We start from the raw sequence: 25,166 nt of genomic DNA, 5'->3' as shown, positions 1-25,166 counted from the left end.
GATACGGCGCTGGCTTTCCTCTGACTGATATTTGAGCGTTCTCATATTATGCAGCCTGTCCGCCAGCTTAATGACGATGACTCGAATATCATTTGCCATAGCTACGAACATTTTGCGATAGTTTTCATTTTGCTGCTCTTCTTTAGAGCGGAATTGGATGCGTTCCAGCTTCGTCAGTCCGTCAACGAGCATCGCGCATGTCTCCCCGAACTTAGCTCGCACTTCCTCCAGGGATACGGATGTATCTTCTACGACGTCGTGCAGCAAGGCCGCAACGACAGAGGTAGGATCCATCTGCATGCCGACGACGATGTCTGCAACGGCCAACGGATGCAATATATAAGGTTCACCGGATTTCCGGACTTGTCCGGTATGCGCTTTGTCCGCAAATTCGTATGCATCGCGGATGCGATCGAGATCCGGTTCTTTCATATAGGTCACAGCTTTCTCAATTAATTGCTCGATACCCATTGGAGTCGACTCGGTTCCTTTCTTCATCCGGGGGCACCTCCCCTAGATTACAGAGTATCCTATAATTATGCCTTTATTCGGTGTCACTCGTCAATGGTTTCCGATCCTTATCATCCGTGAGTGGTGTTTATATATGTCGAAATTTGCAGAATAATCTCGTTTCTTATGGGCATTTGACGTTTTTTTATGCAAATCGAGTAAAATGTTGTTGAAATGAAGGGGGCTTAACCTGTAAATTATATAGTTGGGCCTTAGCGGTGGTTCAAGAAGCTCAAACTTTTTGAACATTGATTGTCTACACGCCCGAATACAACTACATATTTGAAAAAGGAGTGCATTCGCTTGCAACGCGAAATTCAAGTGCATGAAAAACCTGGCTTCGCTCCAGGGCTGCTGCTCAGCATTCAACATTTGTTCGCCATGTTCGGTTCTACCGTGCTTGTACCTAACCTATTTGGAGTCGATCCAGGGATTGTACTGCTGATGAACGGACTAGGCACACTATTCTATCTCATTCTGTGCCGCGGTATGATTCCTGCATATTTAGGATCGAGCTTCGCCTTCATTTCTCCGGTTATGGTCGTGCTATCAGGTCATGCGGAGAATTATGCACAAGCACTTGGCGGTTTTATCGTATCGGGTATTATATTTATCGTGGTGGCTCTCATTGTCCAAATGGCAGGCACTCGCTGGCTTGACGTATTATTCCCTCCTGCGGCGATGGGCGCCATTGTTGCGGTTATCGGTTTGGAGCTTGTACCGGTTGCTGCCAACATGTCTGGCTTCATTCCTGCTGGCCCAGATGCCCCGTTGGATGGAAAAGCGGTTACGCTCGCATTGATCACATTGGGTGTGACTGTAATCGGTAATGTTATGTTCCGAGGATTCTTTAAGATTATCCCGATATTGATCGGTATTATTACTGGTTATGTATCGGCTTACTTTATGGGCTATGTGAATATGGATAAGGTCGTTGAGGCATCGTTCATCTCATTGCCTACGATTACGACTCCAGAGTGGAACTTAACTGCTATTCTCACCATCGTTCCCGCAGCGCTCGTCGTTGTCGTGGAGCATATCGGTCACTTGATGGTAACGAGCAACATCGTAGGCAAAGACTTATCCAAAGAACCTGGCTTGCATCGTTCCTTGCTTGGTAATGGTATTTCTACTGTCATTTCCGGTTTCATGGGTTCCACACCGAATACAACATACGGTGAAAATATCGGCGTTATGGCGCTGACACGCGTATACTCCGTATGGGTTGTCGGCGGCGCTGCTGTATTCGCAGTTATCCTGTCGTTCTTCGGCAACGTGTCCGCATTGATTGCGAACATTCCAGTTCCCGTTATGGGCGGCGTATCCCTGCTCTTGTTCGGGGTCATTGCTGCATCGGGTCTCCGCGTACTTGTGGACTCTAAGGTTGACTTCAGCAAGCCGAAGAATCTGCTGTTGACAACACTTGTCATCGTCATTGGTATCAGCGGTGCCAAGCTCCAGTTCGGTGCTGTTGAATTGAAAGGGATGGCGCTCGCAACTGTGCTTGCGATCGTACTGAACCTGTTCTTCATTATTTTGGACAAGCTTCATTTGTCTAACGAATAATATTGAATCATACAAAAAAAACCCTTGCACACATCTTCATCCATCACGGAAGAAGAGGCGGCAAGGGTTTTTTATTATCGCTGCTTCACAAGAGAGCAAATTAATATTGAACGAGAGAAATAATGTCGATGCCTTCGCCCAATTTCTCACGGCCGTTCAATTCGCTAAGCTCAATCAGGAATACCGCACCAACGACTTCGCCGCCCAACTGACGAACGAGATCAATCGTTGACTTGATTGTACCGCCCGTTGCAAGCAGGTCATCTGCGATAAGCACTTTTTGGCCAGGCTGAATGGCATCCTTGTGCATAGCAAGCTTATCCTTGCCATACTCCAAGTCATAACCGACCTCAATCGTCTCTCCTGGAAGCTTGCCGCTCTTGCGGACAGGAATGAAACCAGCACCGATGGACAGTGCGAGTGGAGCGCCCACAACGAAGCCACGCGCTTCTGGCCCTGCTACCAGATCAATTTCCTTGTCCTTGATCAGCTCATGCATCGCTTCAATGGTCGCCTTGTAAGCTTGTCCGTCCTTAAGCAATGTTGTTATGTCCTTGAAGCTGATGCCTGGTTGTGGGAAATCAGGAATCACCCGAATATGCTGTTTTAAATCCATTAAAAATCCTCCCTTGGAATTATCCAAAAAATAATGTAGCTTACTTGCAACGCGCTTCATCCCAATATGACCATATCCAGGCCGCTAATTCCTCAGTCACTGGTTCGTACCAGCGAGATTCCCAGGCCGCTGCGGTCATCCAATCCTGATAGCGCTGTGATTGTTCAAGTGATGTTTTGTTCGGCTGCTGTACAATGCTGTATACGCTGTTATTCGAAGAAGATGTACAAGTAATAAAGTCCAATTCCTTAAATACTTCCATCAGCATCAGCAGTTCTCGTTCATTCATACGCAATCGCTTCGCAAGCGAAGACATCGTTGACACTTCCATATCCCAAGTGCCGACTCGCTTCAGCTCGCTATATGCATAGGCCATTCGATCACGACTAGGCGTGAACAGCCGCCCGCCTTCCGGCTGGCGCGGGAGTATGGCATGTATTCTTCCTACATTCGGAAGTTGATCTGCCAACCGCTTCAGCTCCCACTCCGATGGAGGGATACTGCACAGCACGAGCTCATGGATATGCTTCGACACGTTCCCAAGCATGGATTCATCTGCTGCCCATGCCCAAGAGCTCGGTATGACGGTAGGCCCTTCAAGTTCATCGCTATACAACCAGACGAACGGTTCAGCGGCATACACTCCTGCCTGCTCTCGTGTCATAAGTAGAGCGCTTGTCTGTGGTTCATCCTGCTCGAGTGTTCTTGCCAGCTCGATAGCTGATTCGAGTGGACGAGCAGTTGCGCGACGATCGAATAGCTGTCGTTCTGTAATCTGGATATCCTGCATCATCAACTGCGGCTTGCGCTGTCCATTCCATTCATTGATCGACAGCTCTCCAAGCACATCAACCTGCACATCATTGGCAATTCGGTAGGACAATGCCCCTTTATGAAATGCCACCGCATCCAATGTAGCACGCTCTTTGCCTAACATCAACTTTAAATGTTGTCCTTCTTTACCCATCGTGCGCTTATCGCGTACTACCGCGTTGCGAATAACCACACGCGGACTAGGATTGCCCATTCCGAACGGCGCTAGACGGCCTAATTGCTCAATCACTTCCAGCGGAACATCATCAAGCTCACATTCCGCATCGACTTCCGTGCATGGAATGTAATCATCCTCGGTCAATCTCTCCGCAGCCGTCTTATTCAAGCGTTCCTCCAGCTCGGATAATCGATCGCGATGAATCGTCATCCCGGCGGCAGCCTGGTGACCGCCATAGTGTTCGAACACCTCTGCGCATTCCGTCATCGATTCATACAAATCAAACCCTGCAATCGAACGGGCCGAGCCCTTGCAAAATCCTGATTCTTCATCAATGCCGAGCACGAAGGTAGGCCGATAATAGCGTTCTACAATCTTCGAAGCGACAATGCCGATAACACCGACATTCCAGCCCTCTGCTGCGAGAACGATGACATTCGGAACCTCGCCTGTATCAGCCATCTTCTCCGTCAACTGTGTCTCTGCTTCCTTCACGATGCCTTCAACGATCTTCTGCCGCTCCTTATTCAATCGATCCAACTCAGATGCATAAGCGATAGCTGTCTCATCTTCATCAGCCGTTAACAATTGAACTGCGATATCGGCATGATCGAGCCGACCGCTTGCATTAATGCGCGGAGCCATCGAGAAAGCAATATTTGTCGATGTTACTTCTGTCGGATCTATCGCGCCAATCGTCATCAAAGCGCGAATGCCCGCATATTGGGAACGGGCCATGCGCTTTAATGCTTCCTGAACAATGACTCGATTCTCACCGAGCAGGGGCATCAAGTCAGCCACTGTTCCAATCGCAGCAAGCTCCAGATAATTTTCTGGCACATTGCCGAGTAATGCATGAGCCAGCTTAAAAGCTACCCCCACCCCAGCCAATCCCTTGAATGGGTAGGGACAATAAGGAAGCTTCGGATTGACGAGGGCATATGCTTCTGGAAGCTGCTCAGGCGGCTCATGGTGATCCGTAACAACGATATCAATACCAAGCTCCTTCGCATAGGCAACCTGCTCTACGGCACTAATGCCAGTGTCCACGGTTACGATAAGCGTACATCCTTGTGCCTTCGCATCATCAATCGCGCCATTGTTGAGTCCATATCCTTCATTCGCACGATGCGGGATATAGTAATCGAAGTTCGCCTCTAGCTCTCGCATCAGGTAAATCATAAGCGAAGTACTCGATACGCCATCCGCATCATAGTCACCGTAAATCCGAATTTTCTCTCCGCTATTTAACGCCTGTCTTATCCGTTCTACCGCTTCTACCATCCCTGCCATGAGGAACGGGTCATGCAGTTGGTTGACATCAGCATATAAAAACTGCTGGATCTGCTCCGCAGTGTCAATCCCACGTACGACCATCATACGAGCCAACAATGGCGATAGTTTGGCTTCTTGTGCCAATTGACTCACTTGCTCGTCTGACGTTGCCGCGCAGATCCACCGTGAACGTGGATGAAGCATTCTTTATCTCCTTTGTTATCCTTATTGCAGCAATGTAGAGGTATCCTCACCACGTGCTTCCTGAGATCGATAAGGGAATCCCGGATCGAATGGATTCACATGCACGAATACATCCGCTACATGGATAAAACGCTGCAATAAATGTTTTTTGACTCGCTTGGCAACCGTATGTCCTTCCGCTACCGTCAAGCGAGGATTGACGCTAATTTTGACATCTACAATCACATAATGTCCGTGCTCGCGCGCTCGCAGCTCATCAACAGTAATCACACCGTCAACGGATTGCACTGCTCGAATAAGTGGATTCGCATCCTCATCATGCAGCACGTGATCCATTGTAGAGTGGATGGAGTCCAGTACGAGCCGGTACCCCATTCGTAGGACGAGCAGAGCTACAACAGCACCCGCGATCGGATCTAAATAGAGAAGCCAGCTAATGCCTAGTTTGCCGCCAATCATCGCTCCTCCAACACCTGCTAGTGCCGCAATAGACGAGTATACATCAGATCGATGCTCCCACGCATTCGCAATTAATGCCTGCGACGATAAGCGCTTGCCCAATCGGAATTTGTACTGGAACATACTCTCCTTCGCTACGATGGACAAAATAATAGCTGCCAGCGCATACCACTCTGGCACGACGACTTTGCCATTCCATATTGACTTAGCCGCAGAGATTGCCAGTTCAATTCCCACGACCAGCAGCAGAACAGATACGACAATTGCAGCAATCGATTCTGCCTTGCCGTGACCATATGGATGATCTTTGTCTGGAGGACGCTTAGCCGCCTTCAAACCGACTAGAACAGCGAATGAACCCGCTACATCCGAAGCAGAATGAAAGGCATCTGCGATAAGCGCCTGGCTCCCGGACAAAAATCCGGCTATTCCCTTGACTCCAGCTAATAAGATATTCCCGATAATTCCTACCCAGGCTCCCGTCTCCGCCTTGGCAAATCGGTCAGTAGACATGCAGCATCCCTCGTTTAATCATCATTGTGATCATGGCGGCTTACACAACGCCAAAACCGCGTCACAAACGGACGCGGCTTTATCGTATGTTTCTTAACTCCAGATTATGAGAGAAAAGAAAAACAAATGGTTTCTTTACAAAATAAATTACTTGGCTTCCTGCGGTTTAGCAGAAGCTTTTGGTTTCTTGCTCTCTTTGTTCTTCAATACGACCCACAACGGACTTGCAATGAAGATGGACGAGTAAGCACCGAAGCCGAGACCGAATAGAATCGCAAGTGAGAACATCCGGATTGACTCACTACCGAAGATGAACAAGCAGAGCGCCGTTACCAATACAGTCAATACTGTATTGATGGAACGAGTGAGCGTTTGGTAGATACTGTCGTTAACCAAGTGAGCCAAGTCATCCATGCTCTTGATCTTCGAAAAACGTAAATTCTCACGAATCCGGTCAAAAATAACGATCGTATCGTTAATGGAATAACCGATGATCGTCAGCACCGCAATAATGAACGGCAGCGTGACCTCCAACCGGAAGATGGAGAACAAGCTGATAACCATAAATGCATCATGCAGCAGAGCGACAACCGCTGATACGGCAAAGCGCCACTCAAAGCGGATGCTGACATAGATAATAATCCCGATACTCGCAATCAATACAGCTAACAGTGCATTACGCTGCAATTCACGAGCAATCTCTACATCAACCGTATTGATTTCCATGGAAGAACCTTCATCGATCTTCTTCATGTCCGCCTTGAACTGCTTTTCGTGCTGCTCATCAAGGACTTCAGTGAAGCGTACGGTAATACGTTCCGCCCCCATCGTAATCGAAGGTTCCTTTTTGAGATTATATGTTTTCAGCAGATCTTCCACTTGTGATTTCTCAATTTTCTTAGTCAGGTTGATATCCACATTTGTACCAGAGCTGAAATCAACTCCATAGTTCAATCCGAATATCGATAGAGACAACGCACCGAGAATGGTAATCACGATCGAGAAGATAAAGAAATATTTACTCTGATGAACAAAGTTGAATGTTCCCTTAAAGCGCACGGATTTCACTCTCCTTTACGCCAAAATATCCTGGCTTGCTCAATAACTTCGATTTCGCAAGCAGATGTAGGAACACACGAGACAAGAATACGTTTGTGAAGATACTGCAAATGACTGTCATCATCAAGATGAGTGCGAAGCCTTTAACGGAGCTTTCACCCATGATATACATAACAACACCCGCAATAATCGTCGTTACGTTCGCATCCATAATTGTTCTGAACGAGTTCTTCGAACCTGCCTTAAGTGCGGAGTTAATCGATTTACCGCTGCGCAGCTCTTCCTTAATCCGTTCATAGGTAATGATATTCGCATCGACTGCCATACCGAGACCGAGAATGAACGCCGCAATACCCGGCAATGTCAGTGTAATCTCAGCCAACCAGAACAACACGAGCAGAAGCCATGTGAATAAGACAAGCGAGAAGCTCGCAATTACCCCTGGCAAACGATAAACAAGCAGCATGAACACCAGAATCAGTGCCGAACCGATCAAGCCGGCTTTCACCGTTTGTTCCAATGACAGCTTACCAAGTGTAGCAGCTACACTTTGGGAGTATTTTTCTGTCAGTTTCAGCGGCAATGCGCCGAGGTTAATTTTGTCGCGAAGGTCATTCGCTTCCTCAACCGTGCGCTGACCGGTAATCGTCGCCTCTCCACCCGGAATCTCGTAGTTAACAGCCGGATCAGAGATCATATTCTCGTCCATGAAGATTGCCAAATGGTTGCGCTGCTCACCGGCAAGTGAAGCAAGACGTTTCGTCAATTCAGAGAATTTGCTTGCATCCTTCAACTTAATAGCTACAATCGGTTGCTGCAAATCGTTAAATACGACGCTCGCGCCACCCTCCTTGAAGTCTGTTCCCTGCAATTCCACCTTACAGTAGTCCGTGGCTTCCTTGCAGCCGTCAGAACTACGGAAGGTCAGCACTGAAGGCTCCTTCAATTTCTTGCGAACTTCTTCCTCATTCTTCACGTCGGCAAGCTTGACACGAATCCGATCCGAACCTTCAATGATAATCTCCGGTTCGCTCGTGCCGTTAGCATCAATACGCTTAGCCAAGCTCTTCGCCGTTTGTTTCAACGCCTCATTTGTAATTTTGCCACCCGATTCAAGCGGCGATGCTTGATACAATATTTCAAAGCCGCCCTTCAAATCGAGCCCAAGACGTATGTTGTTGACGATCGAAGGGCTTGTCCAAAAAATGACGCCTAGCGAAACGACAACGATGAGCAGGAATGCGGTCACCCTTTTCATATCGTCCCTAGTCCCCTTTCATATTCAATATTCCTATTATATCGGCGCTCATTTTTCGCGTCAATTTTAAGAATCATAGCAAACAAACAAAAAAAAGGCCTCGCCTTATTAAAAGGGAGCGCCCCGATACGCGGCAACTGTCATATAATTCATAAATTGCGTTGCTTTAAGCGATAAAATATCATTAACAACCTTATGCAGCGCTGGTTCGCTTCCACTTTTTACATACTTCGAACTTACACATTCCCATACATCCTTACCGGTAACGTGCTCGTACCCAATCAAACGCAATTCTTCCGCTTTGCTCTCACAGCATAATTCAATTGCCTCGATACGTTCTGCATCACTAATCAGTTCTGTCATGCCGCATAACTCCCTTCTCCACGTTAGTCATAATTCGACCCTCTCCTCTTGAATTCCTGCTAATATGCAAGCACTAGGCTGAAAAATCTCCTCAACACATCGGTATGGTTTGTGGACAACCGCATATTAATGATATTGGGCAGCAATTACGTGCTGAAGTTTGCGCGAGAAGAGGGATGCTATTGTCAAAATATACCTTGCAGAAACAAACATTTATTCAAGGAACACTTATTTTATTGGCAGCCGGCATCGTGAACCGCATCCTTGGATTTATCCCACGCATTATGCTGCCGCGTATCATTGGAGCAGAGGGCGTAGGCATTTATCAGTTGGGATACCCCTTCCTCATCGTGATCATTACGTTAATAACGGGTGGGATTCCACTAGCAGTGGCCAAGCTTATCGCAGAGGCAGATGCTACCCTCGATCAACAACGGGTAAGACGGATATTGTCATTGTCACTCAAAATAACGATTGGGGCATCCCTATTATTTTCAGTTGCCTTACTTGTTCTTGCACCATGGATTACGACGCATGTTCTAACGGACAGCAGAGTGTATTATACGTTCATGGTGATGACCCCTATCATTATCGTGATTGCTGCCTCATCTGTGCTTCGAGGATATTTTCAGGGCATGCAGAACATGATACCGACCGCGATGTCTCAAGTTACTGAGACCATAATACGAATCTTTACCGTCATTTTATTTGCATATATGGGCTTGCCTTACGGCTTGGAATGGGCGGCCGCTGGCGCCATGGCCGGTGTAGTGATTGGGGAGATCGGAGGATTTGCCGTACTTGCTTGGATGTATTACACGGCTCGAAAACGTCACTCTCAGAGCAGCTCTCAACAGCTCAATGCTGTTGAGCAGCTAATTGAAGGTGGACAAGAACCAACGGGCTCAACTTCTTCCCCAGTTCAGGGCAATGTCTTACGAAGATTGCTGCAAATCGCGATCCCTGTTACAGGAGGCAAACTGGTTGGATCTCTGTCCTATTTATTAGAGTCCATCACAATCGCACGCAGTCTTGCAGCAGCCGGTATCATTACCGCAGTCGCAACGGCGCAATACGGAGCACTTCAAGGCATGATTATTCCCATTCTCACCTTGCCAGGAGCACTTACTTACTCTCTTGCGGTCTCACTCGTCCCTGCCCTGTCCGAAGCACTTGGCCGCAAAGATACGACCACCATTCAGAAGCGCATTCATCAGGCTCTCCGGCTTGCGCTCGTAAGCGGAGCACCTTTTGCTGTTGTTATGTTCGTGCTGGCAGTTCCCTTATGTTCTCTGCTATACAATGATGCAACCGTTGCTCCAATGTTAAAATGGATGGCGCCTGTTGCTATTTTCATTTACCTGCAAGCCCCGCTCCAAGCTGCTCTCCAAGCGCTAGAACGTCCGGGAACAGCTCTCGTCAATACCTTCATAGGGGCATTCCTTAAAATTGGGTTGATTCTATGGCTCGCGGCAGATCCGGAATTAGGCATTACCGGCGCGGTTATTGCCATCAATGTGAACATCGTTGTCGTAACAACCATGCACGCATACAGTGTCGTTCGCCATGTTGGTCTTAAGCTTCCTTGGTTGGATTTCATCAAAGTTGGTGCCGCAATGATCATTACGGCCGGATGCATACAAGCGACATATATTCATTTTCCGGGTTCTGCGGACGAGCATCTTGTGCTTCGATTCATTATTTCTTGTATTGTAGGGATTGTTGTCTATATTCTGCTTCTTATCATGATGAAATTAATCGATCGCAGTGATCTTTCCCGCTTTCCGTTCTTTCGACGCTTCTTTCATGCGAAGCCTGATCCAAAATAATCTCAGCGCTTGAGCTCGCTCGGGTTGCTGTTAACGTAAATATGGCCTTTATGGTCTATGGAACAGAAGAACACTTGCTTAAAATCATAGACACCCTTTTGTTGGATTTGATTTTTCAACCAGAACCGTGTCTTGTCGATGCTTAGCAAATTCTGATCCTGCACCTTCCCCTCCATAATGAGCGGTAAGGGAAGGGATGTGAATTGATATTGGTGTGCTTCCGGCAGGGCGGGCTGTGTATTGGATGGTTTGGACTTGCTTTCCTTCTGCCCTTCCTGCTTGCCTGCATTCGAGCTCGATGAGTTCTGATTTGGCTCTTCCTCACTTGCCTTAAATACGGACAATTCCCCTGTTGATTCTAAAATGGCGTAGGTAACATCATTGATGTTGTCGATTCCTTGTCCCCGCAGTTGCAGCATTAAATCATCCAGATTGTATCGCTGCTTCTTCATAACGTCCTGCTGCAGCACTCCATTGGCAATAATAATACTTGGAGTCCCGTCAAATACTTCGCGCATTTTCGTGCTCTTTAACGTTATGAAGGCAAGCGTAACCTGGATGACGAGCAGTACAATGATCGGAGCAAATTCCACAAGAAGGGGACGCTCTGAATCGTCAATCGTCATGACTGCAATATCTGCAATCATGATCGAGATCACGAGGTCAAAAACAGACAGCTTGCCGATTTCACGCTTGCCCATTACACGAAGAACAATTAATACCGCAAAATACATCAACACTGTACGAAAAACGACGGTCCAAAGTCCCATATGTAACGCCTCCCTCGCTGCCGATTGTCGCATTGCGATAGCCGCTTTCATTGGTATTCTGACCGCCGTGATCGTGAAGCATACTGCTTCTTTATTATTGAATTGTTCCCATCCTGAATCTTACAAATGGACGATTGTAATTATAGGATGAACAGCAAAATGTATCCTGTCGAAATCAAAAGCGAGATAACCGTAATAGGCGCACCTATTTTCAAAAAGTCCATATAGCCAAAACCATGACCCTCACGCTGCGCCATACCCGCCACAATGACGTTGGCAGATGCACCGATCAGCGTTCCGTTTCCGCCAAGACATGCACCAAGCGCAAGTGACCACCAGAGTGGATTCAGTTGGTTCGGATCGGTTATCCCCATCTGCGTCCCGATATCCTGTAAGAGCGGAATCATTGTCGCGACGAACGGGATGTTGTCAATCGTAGCCGATGCAATACCGGATACCCACAGAACGAGCATCGAAGTCTTGGTCATATCCCCGTTCGTAAGTCCGAGCGTAAGTTCTGCAAGACGATTAATGACACCAACTTGAATCAAACCGCCAACAAGGATGAACAACCCGATAAAGAATAGGATTGTAACCCATTCGACTTGATGGAGCGCCTCTTCCAGCTCCTCCTCACTTTTCAATCCGATGAGCATCAAGATTGTTGCTCCTGCCATTGCGACCACAGCTGCCTCAACGTGAATGACTGAATGGAGTGCGAAGCCAAGAATCGTAACAATAAGCACAGTAAGAGACTTCTTAACAAGCCTAGCGTCTGTAATGTACGAAGCTGCCGACAGCTCCATCAATGCTTTCCGCTGCTCGTCCGACACCTGCAGCTGTTTGCGGTAAATGAACAACAAACATCCGATAATGATAATTGCGATAATAAACACAATCGGAGCCAGGTGCGTCAAGAACATATTGAAAGTCAAATGCTTATTGGCAGATCCAATCATAATATTCGGTGGATCGCCTATTAGGGTAGCTGTTCCCCCTACATTCGATGCGATAACCTCTGCGATCAGAAATGGCACTGGGTTAATTTTCAGCATACGTGTAATGGAAAACGTAATCGGCACCATGAGCAGCACCGTCGTTACATTATCCAGGAACGCGGATCCTACCGCTGTAAGCAGGAACAAAATGAGCATGATGCGCTTCGGATGTCCCTTAGCCCGCTGTGCTGCCTTGACAGCAGCGTATGAGAAAATCCCGCTCTTGTTCGTAATTCCCACCAGAATCATCATACCAACGAGCAGGAACAGCGTATTCCACTCGATATAGGTTGTAAATGCCGTATGTACATCTACAATTTGTAGGACGAGCATCACGACTGCGCCTAAGAGCGCAATAATAGCTCGGTTAATCTTCTCCGAAATAATGATGGCATACGTGATTAAAAACACAATGACCGCAGCGGTCACTTGCCAATTTGCTACAGTATGTCCCACAAAACTCCATCCCTCTCTACCTTATACGGCTCTGTTTGCAACTTTCTTCAATACTGACCTTTTGTTCACACATTATAACGCTGTCTTTTTTTTCGTCTATGCCTTGTACTAAATTGGATAGCTTGCCCATACGATGAATACTAATCATAGAAATGATGGGAGGAGCGTGTAAGATGAATGCGATTCAGAATGTAACGCGCTGGAAATTAAGCCACCCGCTAGTGGCGGGAATCGTCTACGCCTTCGTTTGGATGGCTCTCGGTGCACTCGCCTTGTCAGTCTTGCTATATTCAAGCTCAACTAGTGAAGACGAAATGAAAGGCTATATTTATATTATCCATTGTATCGCTCTTTTTATCGGTGGATGGACTTCTGGCAGAAGAAGCGGCAAAAAGGGCTGGTACTATGGAGGAATGACAGGAATTTTCTATGTGCTGCTCGTCATGCTGATTGGTTTTTTGGCAATGGATGCAGGGGTAAGCGTACAAAAACTCGTCCAAACGGTAGCAGCGTTCGCTGTCAGTGCAATTGGGGGTATTATCGGTGTAAATATGAGCAAGTCCGGCCAGTAAGGAGGGGAGCCTTGAGCTCGAATGATCGCATCATGTAATCCCCACCCAATTGTGTTATACTATTGGAGTTTACAAAACGGCAATGTGACATTACATTAGGGGGATTCTCGTGGTTCTATTTCAATCCATGCAGACTGTCACGCTGTGGACCATCGTAACCGTCATTGTGCTCGTCTGGTTCGGTTCACGCAGACAGCCGCTAGCTGTCGCTGGAGCATTTCTACGATCACTGTGGACATCACGTTCTTTTCTTATTGCTCTCATTGCGATGGTGCTCATTCTCATGGTCAACGGCATGGAGCTTACGCTCGAAAAAATGCTGCAGATTAATTGGGATTTCACTTCCAATATTCATCAACTTGAAGGGCAATTCGTATACAGTGTCCAGCAGATTTTCAATCATCCGTTATTAACGCAATTTGTTTCCTTTTTCTATATTGTTGTCTTTCAAGCACTTATCGTAGCCTCACTTGGGATTTATACAACAAACGGGAATATCCGAATGGCGCACGCTGTATGCTATGCCATTATGATTAACTACATCGTAGCTATCCCATTCTATTTATTTTTCCCAGTTAATGAGGTATGGTCGTATGCACCAGCCGGGGTCAACTTCCGCATGCTGGAGGTGTTCCCGAACTTCGAGGAGCAATATCGTGCATTCTCTGGTATCGATAATTGCTTCCCAAGCTTGCATACATCGATCTCCGTAACGGTCGCTCTGCTCGCTTCACAGTCTGGCAATCGCAGATGGGCCATCTTCACAGCAGCAAGTGCAATTATTATTGTGTTCTCGATCTTCTACCTCGGCATTCACTGGTTAACCGATATGCTGGCTGGAACCGTACTTGCTATGGTTGCATCATGGGTCGGCTTGAAGCTTGCTGGTGTTCAACCCAAGCTCAGCTTGCTGCCAGATCGGCAGAAGACATTCAGCAAGTCTTATACCAATTCCAACGACATAAGCTAATCATGCTCCTACTCCCTTTGGCATACGGCGCATGATGCAACGAAAGAAGGGGCTGGCCATTGCATCTCATGCAACGGTTAGCCCCTTCTCCTATGGTTGGTATCTACTTAGGATGCGCTTGTAGATTCATCTACAGATACAACTTGACTAATTGCACTGCGATCGAATGTCATTTTTGTAACGTCATTTACACGCAACACGACTGTGTCGTCCGTAATTTCCATGATGCTGCCATGAAGACCGCCAATCGTTACGATCTTGTCTCCCTTTTTCAATGCACCAAGCATTGAGTTCCGCTGCTTCTGCTTCTTCTGCTGAGGACGGATTAACAAGAAGTAAAATACTGCAAACATCAAGACGAACGGCAACAACATTTGAAGAAACCCACCTGTTCCTCCTGCCTCTGCTCCTGCTATCAACATGTATGTATCCCCCTTTCAAATAATGAAATAATTATGTATAGACTGCCGAACGAACTGAAGCATCCACGAATGTGGACGATTCAGCAGGCAGCATGTCTACTGTTAGAACCCGCTCTCGTTGCGGTCCATTCCATAAGCTTCAAAGAATTCGTCTCTAAAATCGCGCAGTCGATCTTCACGGATCGCCTCGCGTACTTGACTCATCAAGTTCACCAGGAAATACAGGTTATGATAAGTCGTCAAGCGAAGACCAAATGTCTCATCAGCCTTAATGAGATGGCGCAAATACGCACGCGAGTAGTTGCGGCATGTGTAGCAATCGCACTTCGGATCAAGCGGCCCGAAGTCACGAGCATACTTCGCATTTCGTACAACAAGACGGCCTTGGCTCGTCATAGTCGTACCATTGCGGGCGATGCGAGTAGGAAGTACGCAGTCGAACATGTCCACCCCACGCATAGCTCCCTCGATCAAAGCATCCGGTGATCCAACCCCCATCAAATAGCGGGGCTTATTAGCCGGAAGCAACGGAGTTGTGTAATCCAACACCTCGTACATTAAGTGTTTCGGTTCTCCTACACTAAGTCCTCCAATAGCATACCCCGGGAAATCCATCGAAGTCAAATCCTTCGCACTCTGGCGGCGAAGGTCTTCATACATGCCGCCTTGGATAATTGCGAATAGCGCTTGATCGTGTGGTCTAGCATGGCTCTCCAAACAACGTTCCGCCCAACGAGTTGTGCGCTCAAGCGATGGCTTGATATATTGAGGTTCAGCCGGATATGGAGGACATTCATCGAATGCCATCATAATATCAGAGCCTAGCGCATTCTGAATCTCCATAGCCTTCTCTGGAGACAAGAAGAGCTTGTCCCCATTCAAGTGGGAACGGAAGTGAACCCCTTCTTCTTCAATCTTACGCATATCGCTAAGACTAAATACCTGGAACCCGCCGCTATCCGTCAAAATAGCCCGATCCCAATTCATAAACTTATGAAGCCCGCCAGCTTCGCGAATGATTTCATGCCCTGGACGAAGGAAGAGATGGTACGTATTGCTCAAAATAATCTTGGCTTCCATCTCCTTCAATTCTTCTGGACTCATCGTCTTCACCGTTGCCAATGTCCCAACAGGCATGAAAATTGGTGTTTCGAAGGAGCCGTGTGGGGTATGAACTTTGCCAAGCCGTGCTCCCGTCTGCTTGCATGTCTTAATTAATTCGTAAGTAACTGCTGCCATAATTGTATCTCATCCTTGTATTAGGTTTCCGGTGCATTATCATAAATGAACATGGCGTCGCCAAAGCTGAAGAAGCGATATTCCTGCTCAATTGCTTCCTGATAGGCAGCCATAATATGTTCACGGCCAGCCAGTGCGCTGACAAGCATCACTAATGTCGATTTCGGGAGGTGAAAGTTCGTTAGTAGCGAGTTCACAAGCTTGAATTCATATCCTGGATAGATAAAAATGTCTGTCCAGCCCGAACACGGCTCAATTGCCTTTCCGACGAATCTCCCTGCAACTGTTTCTAGTGTTCTTGCTGATGTAGTTCCTACTGCAACTATACGGCCGCCTTGCTCTTTCGTTTCATTAATTGTTCGTGCCGTCTCTGCATTCACTTCATAATATTCCGAATGCATGACATGCTCTTCAATCGTATCAGAAGACATAGGCCGGAACGTGCCCAATCCTACATGGAGGGTGACATAAGCAATTCGAGCTCCCTTATTTTCCACTTCCGCTAGGAGTTCTTTCGTAAAGTGCAATCCTGCCGTAGGTGCAGCAGCAGATCCCTCGTGCTTCGCATACACGGTCTGATAGCGTTCACGATCATCCAGCTGCTCTTTAATATATGGTGGAAGGGGCATTTGCCCAAGCTCATCCAATATTTCATTGAAAATGCCTTCATACGTAAAACGTAGCAATCTCGCCCCCATCTCACGCTCTTCCAACACTTCCGCCTTCAACTTATCACCGAACACTACAACCGTTCCCAGCTTGACTTTCTTCCCTGGCTTCACGAGCGCTTCCCAGCAATCATTTTCTTCCTGCTTAAGCAAGAGAACTTCCACCTTAGCGCCCGTATCTTCCTTAACTCCGAACAACCGGGCAGGGATAACCCGAGTGTCGTTCAGTACCAATAAATCGCCTGGCTGTAAATAATTTATGATTTCAGGGAATGCATGGTGCTCCACTTCACCAGTCTGGCGATTCAATGTTAATAATCGAGATGCAGTCCGTACTGCCAACGGTGTCTGCGCAATCAAATGCTCTGGTAAATGAAAATCATATAAGTCCACATTCATCTGCTATCCGTCCTAACGCTTCACTAGCTCTACATTTTTGTAATAGTATTGCAAAATCGCTCTATAGTCATACCCTTGATCGGCTAATCCCTTGGCACCCCATTGCGACATACCGATTCCATGTCCATTACCTTTGCCGACAAACAAGAACGATGTCGCTTCTACTACTGGCTTCTGCTCTTCCTTGGTAGTCGACACTTTGCTTGTCGTACCTTTCCCATTTACAGCTACCATGCTGCTTGGCAGCTTCCCGCTTGTCTTGCTGCTGCCGCTGACAACACGAAGCTGTGAGGTATCTTTAACGGATTGCAATTTGCCATCTGCCCCAACGATAGAAATCGAGGATGTGCCTGTCCCGCTGCCATTACTGAGGACATCAGACACCACACCTGTTCCGCCAGGAACGATATCGAACAATGTACTCGGCAGACCGCCAAATGCATAACGGAAGTTGTCTGGATAACTAACCGCGACAGGCTTGCCATTAGCTTCGATCTTGACAGCACGCCCAGATGGACCTCTTTCCGTAACCGCTAAAGTCTTAATCGTTCCGCTTAATGTCGTCTCTGTCCGATCCTTCAGCCAGCTAGTAATCTGCTCCGCTGTATAAGGGCCTCGTACCCAATTCATTTCATTATTTTCTTTAATCGTTTCAAGCACAGTTAACTTTGTACCCTTATCGACCTTCCCTACAGGCTGAACGTCTGTCTGAATAGCCGGTGTTGGGCGTACATTCGTACCATTTTCGAGAACGGTTGCCGTCTGCCCGGATAGACTCACTACATCCTCACGAACATATCCTGTCTTACCATCTGGCAAGGATACGCGATACCATGATTTGGAACCTGCCTCTGCGACATCGTCTGGACTATCGACAACTTGGAAGTAATCGTAAGAGCCACCCCAGACTTCCATCGGATCAGCCGTCTTGCCGCCTGCATTGGAATTGAAAATGGCCTCAATTAGCTTGCCATTCTGCATCAGCACTTCTCCAGCCGTCTCTTCCACAGCTCTCTTAATGTCTGGATGCTCTTTCTCCACACCGAGGTAGGCTTGGCTTAATGTTGTATCTACCACATTAGCAATCTCGAATTTGTTCCCTTGATACAGCGCAAATGTGCGAGCGGCTACCGCCTGCGCTTTCAATGCATCCATCGGCCAGCTAGAATAGACCTCCCCACCAACGACCGATATCAAATATTCTTCAAGCGGCACTTCATTTACCAGCGCCAGCTTGTCCTTATATAAACTAACCTCCATCACGCCGCGGTACGCTCTTCCGCTTCGTTCACTTACCTTAATCGTCGTCGTCGTTTTCGGCTTCACAATCCACTTCGCACTGCCGTATACGCGATAATGAGGACTAAGAGCGTTGCCCGTCGATTCCATGCTATGTACAGCAGCCCCTTGGGCTTGTACAGCGCCCGCCGCATATCCCTTCGATGCAACTACAGTTTGTATCCCACTAAGCTGTGCATCCGAAGCAGCTTGACCTGCCCAGACCGCTGTCCGCACTCCACTATCCGTTGCCAATGTCACCACATAAGCATCAAGATCTGCATCCAACAAGGATTGTTGTACATTTTTGGCCTCATCTTGGGAGCCGTATGTGCCAGCTTGCACATAATGGGGGCCAACGACGGATGGTTCATATCCCTTAACCGTCAGTCCACGCATCTTGTCCATAGCTTGGGAAGCAGATTTGCTGGTTGTATAGCTGCCGGCATAGACAGCGAAGAATGTCGTTCCACGTCTCGGAATCTGGGTAATATATGCTGGCCCTGAAGACTGTGCCTTCTTCATAACCGATTGCGCCTCAGTTAAATCATCGGTTTCGAGTAATTTCACTTTATAATCATCCGCACTAAAGCGAGCTTGTCCACCATCCACATCAACGCTGCCTTTGGAACTCGCTCCAATTTGTGCTTCCAATTGCAGCGATGCTGTGGAGGCCAGAGACAGGAGCGATGTTTGCCCAGGTGATCCTTTGCTCAAATTAGCGAACAAAGCCACTCGGATATGATTCTGAAGAGCGGCTTGCTCAGGTCTTGCATCGTTACTTGCTGCCGCATACGCGATGTTAGCTGGCTGCATAAGAGCATACGGAGCTCCACATAGCAGAAGAGCCCCCGTAAGCACACTTGCAACGGATCGGATAACGTTCCTGTTGTTATTCAAGTTTCCCCATTCCTTTCCTCTGTCACGTCTCCTCTGCATACGCCAATTTGTACGCGTTTTACTTAATTTTGTTCCGGTATAGGCAATCCTAAATGAGTATAGGCTTGAGGGGTAACCATTCTCCCCCGAGGTGTCCGCTGAAGAAAACCAATTTGCAGCAAATACGGCTCGTATACATCCTCGATGGTCTGGCTCTCTTCGCCAATCGTTGCCGCAATCGTATCCAGTCCTACTGGGCCTCCACGGAAATTCGTAATCATCGTGCGCAGCATTTTGTGGTCAATTTGATCAAGACCAAGTGGATCAACCTGAATAAGGCGCAGCGATTCCTTCGCAATGGCTGCGGTAATGATGCCATCACCACGTACTTGTGCGAAATCTCTCACCCGCTTCAATAATCGGTTAGCAATCCGCGGCGTCCCTCTTGAGCGAACAGCAATCTCATCCGCTGCTTCCCCCACAATTTGGACTTCCAATATGTCCGCGGCACGCGACACGATATAGCTCAATTCATCCTTATTGTAGAACTCCAAGCGGCTCACAACGCCGAAGCGATCACGAAGTGGAGCCGAGAGTAATCCCGCTCTAGTTGTGGCACCGATCAAGGTGAACTTCGGAAGATCCAGACGAACGGATCTTGCGCTCGGCCCCTTCCCGATAATAATATCGAGTGCAAAGTCCTCCATAGCCGGATACAATACTTCCTCTACAGTCCGATGCAGTCTATGAATCTCGTCTATGAAGAGGACATCCCCTTCCTGCAAGTTCGTTAGCAATGCCGCGAGATCGCCCGGTCTCTCAATCGCCGGCCCCGAAGTCGTTCGAATATTTACGCCAAGCTCATTGGCAATAATGTTTGATAAGGTCGTCTTTCCAAGACCAGGAGGTCCATACAGCAGGACATGGTCAAGCGCTTCCTTGCGAAGCTTAGCAGCTTCGATGAAAACCTTCAAATTATCCTTCACCTGCGACTGACCGATATACTCGGACAAATAACGCGGTCTTAGGCTTAACTCGACTGCCTGATCTTCCATCATGCAATTGGCTGATATGATGCGTTCGTGCTCTTCCATCTGAACCGCCTTTCTTATCCTTTAAACAACGCTTGCAGCGCCTTCTTCATTAAAGAATCTACACTTTCATCCGCATGAATGCGATGTTGCAAGTCATTCCATACACGATCAAGTTCTGTCTCTGTATATCCCAATGCTTTGAGTGCTTCTCTAGCCTCTGACCATACATTGCCGTCCACACTGTCATCGTCTGCTACTGTGACATTCATGAACAATGCGTCCGGATGGATATCCAGTCCGATACCGTCCAGCTTATCCTTCAAGTCCAGAATGATACGCTGAGCCGTCTTCTTGCCAATACCCGGCAGCTTCGTTAAGAACACAATATTCTCTTGCTGAATGGCAGTTACAACTGCTTCCGGCTTGCCACAGCCTGCTAGAATGCCAAGCGCTACCTTCGGCCCTACTCCGTTCACATCGATCAGCCTGCGGAATAGCTTCTGCTCCTCTCGCGAGCTGAATCCAAAGAGCAATGTCGCATCCTCACGCACATGATAATGAATATATACGGTGACTGCCCCTTCCTGCTTCGCAAAAGCATAGGGATTCGGGGTAAAGACACGATACCCAACGCCTTGAACATCCAAGACGATATATTCGGTTTCTAAATGAGCAACCTGTCCACGCAAAAAATCGATCATGATCGCCATACTCCATTCAATTTGTCATTAAGCCCACTCGAATGCGCATGGCATATCGCCACCGCAAGCGCATCGGCAACATCATCCGGCTTCGGTATCTCCTTCAGCTTCAAGAATAGCTTCACCATCTCTTGAACCTGCTTCTTCTCTGCCTTCCCATAACCAACAACAGCCTGCTTTACCTGCATGGGCGTATATTCTGCAATCGGTATGCCGCGCTTGGCAGCTGCTAGAATGATAACACCGCGTGCTTGTCCAACAGCAAACGCATTCGTGACATTTCGATTGAAGAACAATTTCTCTATTCCCATAGAATCTGGTTTATACTTGTCTAGCAACTGTTCCGTAGCTTCATACACCTGCAGCAGCCGCATCTCCGGCGCTGTCGAAGATTCTGTCTGAATACAGCCATATTGTACAGGTACAATCCGACTTCCTTGTTTATCTACAAACCCAAATCCTGCAATCGCAATCCCTGGGTCAATCCCCAAAATACGCAAAAAAAATCTCTCCCCCACCGCATCCATGTACCAGTAAGCGAACATATGTGTTCACTCCATTATAACATAGATCGTGAAGAAGAGAATGAGTCATTCCTATGATGTTTGCAGGGAAAACAGCCTATTTACCGGCCGATTACTTCCCAGCTGATACTTGATTTGGCACCGTCTCAGTCGTAGAATGACGGAATGCTATCTTCAACATCGGAGGCGTCACCAATGTCGTCATAATGATGACAAGAACGAATGGTGTGAAATACACTTTATCGAACAAGGCGCCTTCCAGACCCGTTGTTGCAATAATAAGTGCAACCTCACCGCGGGATACCATTCCGGAACCGATACCGATCGCACTCTTGCGATCAAATCCAGTCAGTCGAGCTCCCAATCCACAGCCGAACAGCTTCGTTACAATTGCGATGATGGTAAACAGTACAATAAACCATACATACTCCCCGAGGCCTTCGAAGTTGACGTTAATCCCAACACTTACGAAGAAGATTGGTACGAAGATACCGTAAGCAATTGGCTCAAGGCGATGCTCTACCTCATGCTTGAACTTCGTCTGCGAGATGGCAATCCCGGCAGCGAATGCACCGATAATGCCTGCAACACCCAAATAGTCTGCAAAGTAAGAAAAGGCAAAACAAATAATAAGCGCCGCACTTATAACGGCTTCGGTAACGCGAAGCGGTGCAAGCCACTTCATCACTCGAGGCACTACATATATCCCTGCTAGTATAGCTACTACGAAGAAAAGAACTTTCTTCCCGATAATAAGTCCGATGGAAGCGCCACCGCCTGCACCGAGCAAGCTGAGCATGAATGCAAGAAGTATGACAACAAGGATGTCATCCACGACGGCTGCACCAAGAATCGTCGTACCTTCCCTAGTGCTAAGCTGTCCTAGATCCTTCAATGTCTGTACCGAAATACTTACCGATGTAGCGCAGAGCAGCAAACCAACAAACATGGATTGGTTCGAATCTAATCCGAACAATAGACCACCACTATATCCACCGATAAACGGAAGAATGACCCCGCCGACTGCTACAGCGAACGCCGCCTTCCAATTCTTCTTCAATTCATCCAAATCTGTCTCCAGACCAGCAATGAACATAAGCAAAATGACGCCAACTTCCGCCATTTCCTTAATCAGTTCACCATCTGAAACCCAACCGAGCACAGCTGGACCGATAATTATCCCCACAATGAGTTTACCAAGCACGGCTGGTTGACCCAATCGTACAGTGAGATCACCTGCGATCTTTGTCGAAGCCAAAATGATGAGCAACATGAGAATAAGTTCCATTGGCATTCCCCTTTCCGCTGTACAATTATTATGACCGCAAACCGACATTTTTTTTGTAGGTGGCTAAGGGCAATCCATACCATTTTTCTTTATGTTACATTTCATGACCCAAACCCAATATTGTTACAAAAAAGAAGGACGTCGGTTACGGCGTCCTACTCGTTATTGCCTCTATTTTGTAATACGTTCATTCGGGTGGGTTGGTTTCATGACTTTCTTCGTCTCTTCGATCGCATAATCGCTAAACGTAGACAGCACACTATGATAAGCATCGACATCTGTAATGCGGATCCCTTGATATAACTGCTTCATCACCTTCGGAGGGAGCGAACTCTCCATGGACTCTACATCCAATTGGAAAAATGTACGTATCACCTTTCCACCTTCAGGCGGCCCGTCATACAACGTCAGATTACCATCCTTATCAAGGCTAATATGCGCCTTATCCTTGCATGTACCTGATAACTCTTCAACCTGTTCCTCCAAGATCACCCGTCCGTTGGCATCCATGGATACCGACCATTCTGGATGGTTGAGCACGAGCTGAATAATGTCACGTGTTGGCTTTACACCCAACACTTCATCATTTTTTCCACATATATATTGCTTGCGGGCAATGACTTCACGCTGTTCATCCTGCTGAACCAACTGCGCGATCACAAGCTGGGCTGATTCATTAAGCTTAGACTCATTATCCTTCCATAAGGCGAAGGTCTCAATCGAAGATGGCTTATCATAGTCCGCCAGCATATTTCGCACACGATCAGACAACTGTATCCCAATGGCAACTACCGCTACGAACAACACAATTGCAGCCAAAGACCATATCGGTCTGCGGAAGCGCCGCAGACGCTTCTTCCATTGCTTCACTCGAAAATAGAACCTAGATACGGTACGGTGTTCTCGAGCCATAAGTAATCCCCTCTAACTGCTTGTTAATTTGAGTAGAGCAATTGATTCCACAATGCCCGAATCATCTTGCTTCCTGCTCACAAGAAAAAGCCGCCAGAATCATCACTTGTATACTGGGAGGCTTTTCTTATAGTGTGGCCCAGATAAAGGGGAAGTTATACAATTAATCTGTCTGTTCTTTCACCTCAATTTTCTCCACGGCCGAATAACGAAGCATATATAGACAAGCAGCGGGAGAGGGGTACCCGTAAATCCCCAGATCCCCCAGAACCAAGGGTACTTATTCCGCTTGCGCGCATCTAAAAACAACCAAGTTCCTTGAATGAGCAGAATGACTCCAATCAGAACCCAGACCCACCAAGGGACATTCTCATGACCGTTATTCATTCTGCTCACTCCCATTGCTCGGATGGATACAAATTGCCCAGATAAGAACCGCCACACACAGGGAAATGAGCTGCATCCAGACATAGATATACCAATTCGCTTGAGCAAGACTGCACCCGCCGCCAACTAGCAGCAATGCAGCACTCCATAAGACAAGCAGTTCTTTCCACAGCCGTCTACGGTTCCTCTTCTTCGCCTGAAGCAATACCTGCTGGATATGGGCAGCACTCGGATGCGGAGAATGGCGATCACTCCATTCATCTAAGTGTTCCCAGTGAGGATGCAGTCTCTCCTCCCACGCCGAGTCCTGTTCCGGATGTGTAGCATGATCGGACATCGGTACTTGATGTAGAGAATCTACATGTCCTTTATTGTTATCTTGCTTCTCACTCATCTTGCTTCCACTCCTTCCGCAGTTTCTCCAAGCCATAGTGCATGCGTGACTTTATCGTACCTGCCTGAACGTTCAACATTTCTGCAATTTCATTAACCTGATATCCATAATAATATTTCAACACAATTGGAGTCCTCTGTTCGTAGGACAGCTCACTAAGGAGCTCCAGCACCGCCGACCACTCCATATTGCTTGATTCCATTTGATAGCGCAGCTGACGTACAGCTTGTTCCTGCTCCCGCCATTTGCTCTCCACTTTCTTGCGGCGCATCTTGTCATAAAACAGGCGTGTCGCAATCGTAATGAGCCATGACGAGAATCGTGAACTCCCATTGTACGTATGAATCTTCTCCATACACCGCACCATCGTGTCTTGAACCAAATCTTCAGCATTCGAAGAGCTCATCGTCAATTTCAAGGCATATTTATATAGAAAGGAGTAATTCTCATGCAGCAGCACAGCAAGTTCATCCATGTCTCCTCTGACTGCCCGCTCTATCCGATGCTGCTCAGACATGTATTCGCATCCTTTCCTTAATATCATAACGCAACGAGCTTTGCGCAAAGCAACTATATTACGAAATATCGTTAGGAATCGTTCAAGGGAATTTAAAAAAGTAGAAAAAATCATT

25 protein-coding genes are annotated in these 25,166 nt (G+C 47.4%); 4 read left to right on the top strand and 21 right to left on the bottom strand.

The features are described 5' to 3' along the window. A partial coding sequence (locus tag AZ66_RS29785) for an HD domain-containing protein (RefSeq protein ID WP_156159953.1) occupies positions 1–471 on the bottom strand: 471 nt, incomplete at its 3' end. 342 nt (positions 472–813) lie between these two features. On the opposite strand from AZ66_RS29785, the gene uraA reads away from it, so the two are divergent. Next, on the top strand, positions 814–2,076 hold the full coding sequence (gene uraA / locus AZ66_RS12265; RefSeq protein ID WP_021260667.1) for a uracil permease: 1,263 nt from the start codon (positions 814–816) through the stop codon (positions 2,074–2,076). Positions 2,077–2,176: 100 nt separating this feature from the next. On the opposite strand, the gene AZ66_RS12260 is transcribed toward uraA, so the two are convergent. From AZ66_RS12260 to AZ66_RS12240, 6 genes are all read right to left on the bottom strand, one after another. Further along, complete coding sequence (locus tag AZ66_RS12260; protein WP_021258740.1) at positions 2,177–2,692, bottom strand: adenine phosphoribosyltransferase; 516 nt, start codon at positions 2,690–2,692, stop codon at positions 2,177–2,179. Between the two features lie 40 nt (positions 2,693–2,732). Beyond that, on the bottom strand, positions 2,733–5,162 hold the full coding sequence (gene recJ / locus AZ66_RS12255) for a single-stranded-DNA-specific exonuclease RecJ (RefSeq protein ID WP_044355116.1): 2,430 nt from the start codon (positions 5,160–5,162) through the stop codon (positions 2,733–2,735). A gap of 21 nt (positions 5,163–5,183) precedes the next feature. Beyond that, positions 5,184–6,134: a cation diffusion facilitator family transporter gene (locus tag AZ66_RS12250; RefSeq protein WP_044355115.1), complete on the bottom strand. Its 951-nt coding sequence runs from the start codon at positions 6,132–6,134 to the stop codon at positions 5,184–5,186. Positions 6,135–6,281: 147 nt separating this feature from the next. Further along, positions 6,282–7,193, bottom strand: a complete 912-nt coding sequence (secF, locus tag AZ66_RS29780; protein WP_021258743.1) for a protein translocase subunit SecF — start codon at positions 7,191–7,193, stop codon at positions 6,282–6,284. Continuing rightward, complete coding sequence (gene secD / locus AZ66_RS29775) at positions 7,183–8,451, bottom strand: protein translocase subunit SecD (protein ID WP_021258744.1); 1,269 nt, start codon at positions 8,449–8,451, stop codon at positions 7,183–7,185. The genes secF and secD overlap by 11 nt, the downstream gene beginning before the upstream one ends. Positions 8,452–8,559: 108 nt before the next feature. Continuing rightward, entirely contained in the window at positions 8,560–8,814 is a 255-nt protein-coding gene (locus AZ66_RS12240) for a post-transcriptional regulator (RefSeq protein WP_021258745.1), read from the bottom strand. 176 nt (positions 8,815–8,990) lie between these two features. On the opposite strand from AZ66_RS12240, the gene spoVB reads away from it, so the two are divergent. Then, on the top strand, positions 8,991–10,643 hold the full coding sequence (gene spoVB / locus AZ66_RS12235; protein ID WP_231586844.1) for a stage V sporulation protein B: 1,653 nt from the start codon (positions 8,991–8,993) through the stop codon (positions 10,641–10,643). 2 nt (positions 10,644–10,645) lie between these two features. Here the strand turns inward: spoVB and AZ66_RS12230 are convergent, their stop codons facing one another. Together AZ66_RS12230 and AZ66_RS12225 are read right to left on the bottom strand one after the other, a co-directional pair. Continuing rightward, complete coding sequence (locus AZ66_RS12230; protein WP_021258747.1) at positions 10,646–11,413, bottom strand: DUF421 domain-containing protein; 768 nt, start codon at positions 11,411–11,413, stop codon at positions 10,646–10,648. Between the two features lie 140 nt (positions 11,414–11,553). Further along, a complete protein-coding gene (locus AZ66_RS12225; RefSeq protein ID WP_044355113.1) occupies positions 11,554–12,867 on the bottom strand; it encodes an ArsB/NhaD family transporter in 1,314 nt (437 codons plus the stop codon). A 173-nt stretch (positions 12,868–13,040) separates the two neighbouring features. Here AZ66_RS12225 and AZ66_RS12220 point away from each other — a divergent pair, with 173 nt between their 5' ends. Further along, positions 13,041–13,439 carry a TIGR04086 family membrane protein gene (locus tag AZ66_RS12220; RefSeq protein ID WP_044355112.1) on the top strand — a complete coding sequence of 133 codons (399 nt, stop codon included), beginning with the start codon at positions 13,041–13,043 and terminating at the stop codon, positions 13,437–13,439. A 109-nt stretch (positions 13,440–13,548) separates the two neighbouring features. Next, entirely contained in the window at positions 13,549–14,409 is an 861-nt protein-coding gene (locus tag AZ66_RS12215) for a phosphatase PAP2 family protein (protein WP_052648489.1), read from the top strand. A 107-nt stretch (positions 14,410–14,516) separates the two neighbouring features. Here AZ66_RS12215 and yajC read toward each other — a convergent pair whose 3' ends face one another. The 12 genes from yajC to sigY all read right to left on the bottom strand — a co-directional run bounded on the left by yajC (position 14,517) and on the right by sigY (position 25,051). Next, entirely contained in the window at positions 14,517–14,831 is a 315-nt protein-coding gene (gene yajC, locus AZ66_RS12210) for a preprotein translocase subunit YajC (RefSeq protein WP_021258750.1), read from the bottom strand. Between the two features lie 102 nt (positions 14,832–14,933). Beyond that, a complete protein-coding gene (gene tgt / locus AZ66_RS12205; RefSeq protein WP_021257034.1) occupies positions 14,934–16,070 on the bottom strand; it encodes a tRNA guanosine(34) transglycosylase Tgt in 1,137 nt (378 codons plus the stop codon). A gap of 20 nt (positions 16,071–16,090) precedes the next feature. Next, entirely contained in the window at positions 16,091–17,137 is a 1,047-nt protein-coding gene (gene queA, locus AZ66_RS12200; RefSeq protein WP_044355110.1) for a tRNA preQ1(34) S-adenosylmethionine ribosyltransferase-isomerase QueA, read from the bottom strand. A 12-nt stretch (positions 17,138–17,149) separates the two neighbouring features. Continuing rightward, a complete protein-coding gene (locus AZ66_RS12195; RefSeq protein ID WP_052648488.1) occupies positions 17,150–19,315 on the bottom strand; it encodes a SpoIID/LytB domain-containing protein in 2,166 nt (721 codons plus the stop codon). Between the two features lie 62 nt (positions 19,316–19,377). Continuing rightward, entirely contained in the window at positions 19,378–20,388 is a 1,011-nt protein-coding gene (gene ruvB / locus AZ66_RS12190) for a Holliday junction branch migration DNA helicase RuvB (RefSeq protein WP_021257037.1), read from the bottom strand. A 14-nt stretch (positions 20,389–20,402) separates the two neighbouring features. Further along, complete coding sequence (gene ruvA / locus AZ66_RS12185; RefSeq protein WP_021257038.1) at positions 20,403–21,029, bottom strand: Holliday junction branch migration protein RuvA; 627 nt, start codon at positions 21,027–21,029, stop codon at positions 20,403–20,405. Then, the gene (gene ruvC, locus AZ66_RS12180) at positions 21,026–21,529 is read right to left on the bottom strand and encodes a crossover junction endodeoxyribonuclease RuvC (protein WP_036619188.1); all 504 of its coding nucleotides are present in this window, start codon (positions 21,527–21,529) and stop codon (positions 21,026–21,028) included. The genes ruvA and ruvC overlap by 4 nt, the downstream gene beginning before the upstream one ends. 136 nt (positions 21,530–21,665) lie before the next feature. Then, positions 21,666–22,841 (bottom strand): cation:proton antiporter, encoded by a 1,176-nt coding sequence (locus AZ66_RS12175; RefSeq protein ID WP_021258755.1) that lies wholly within the window; start codon positions 22,839–22,841, stop codon positions 21,666–21,668. A 171-nt stretch (positions 22,842–23,012) separates the two neighbouring features. Further along, positions 23,013–23,753, bottom strand: coding sequence for a BofC C-terminal domain-containing protein (locus AZ66_RS12170; protein ID WP_044355108.1), 741 nt, complete (start codon positions 23,751–23,753; stop codon positions 23,013–23,015). A 180-nt stretch (positions 23,754–23,933) separates the two neighbouring features. Next, positions 23,934–24,140, bottom strand: coding sequence for a hypothetical protein (locus AZ66_RS12165; protein WP_044355106.1), 207 nt, complete (start codon positions 24,138–24,140; stop codon positions 23,934–23,936). Further along, complete coding sequence (locus tag AZ66_RS12160; RefSeq protein ID WP_044355103.1) at positions 24,133–24,534, bottom strand: YxlC family protein; 402 nt, start codon at positions 24,532–24,534, stop codon at positions 24,133–24,135. The genes AZ66_RS12165 and AZ66_RS12160 overlap by 8 nt, the downstream gene beginning before the upstream one ends. After that, positions 24,527–25,051: an RNA polymerase sigma factor SigY gene (gene sigY / locus AZ66_RS12155; RefSeq protein ID WP_044355102.1), complete on the bottom strand. Its 525-nt coding sequence runs from the start codon at positions 25,049–25,051 to the stop codon at positions 24,527–24,529. The genes AZ66_RS12160 and sigY overlap by 8 nt, the downstream gene beginning before the upstream one ends. Positions 25,052–25,166: the final 115 nt, after the last annotated feature.

The sequence above is a fragment of the Paenibacillus sp. E194 genome (assembly GCF_000935845.1).
GTDB lineage: Bacteria > Bacillota > Bacilli > Paenibacillales > Paenibacillaceae > Paenibacillus_B > Paenibacillus_B alvei_B.
The sequence above is the reverse complement of the archived record's forward strand: the minus strand, read 5'-3'. Positions and strand labels throughout refer to the sequence as shown.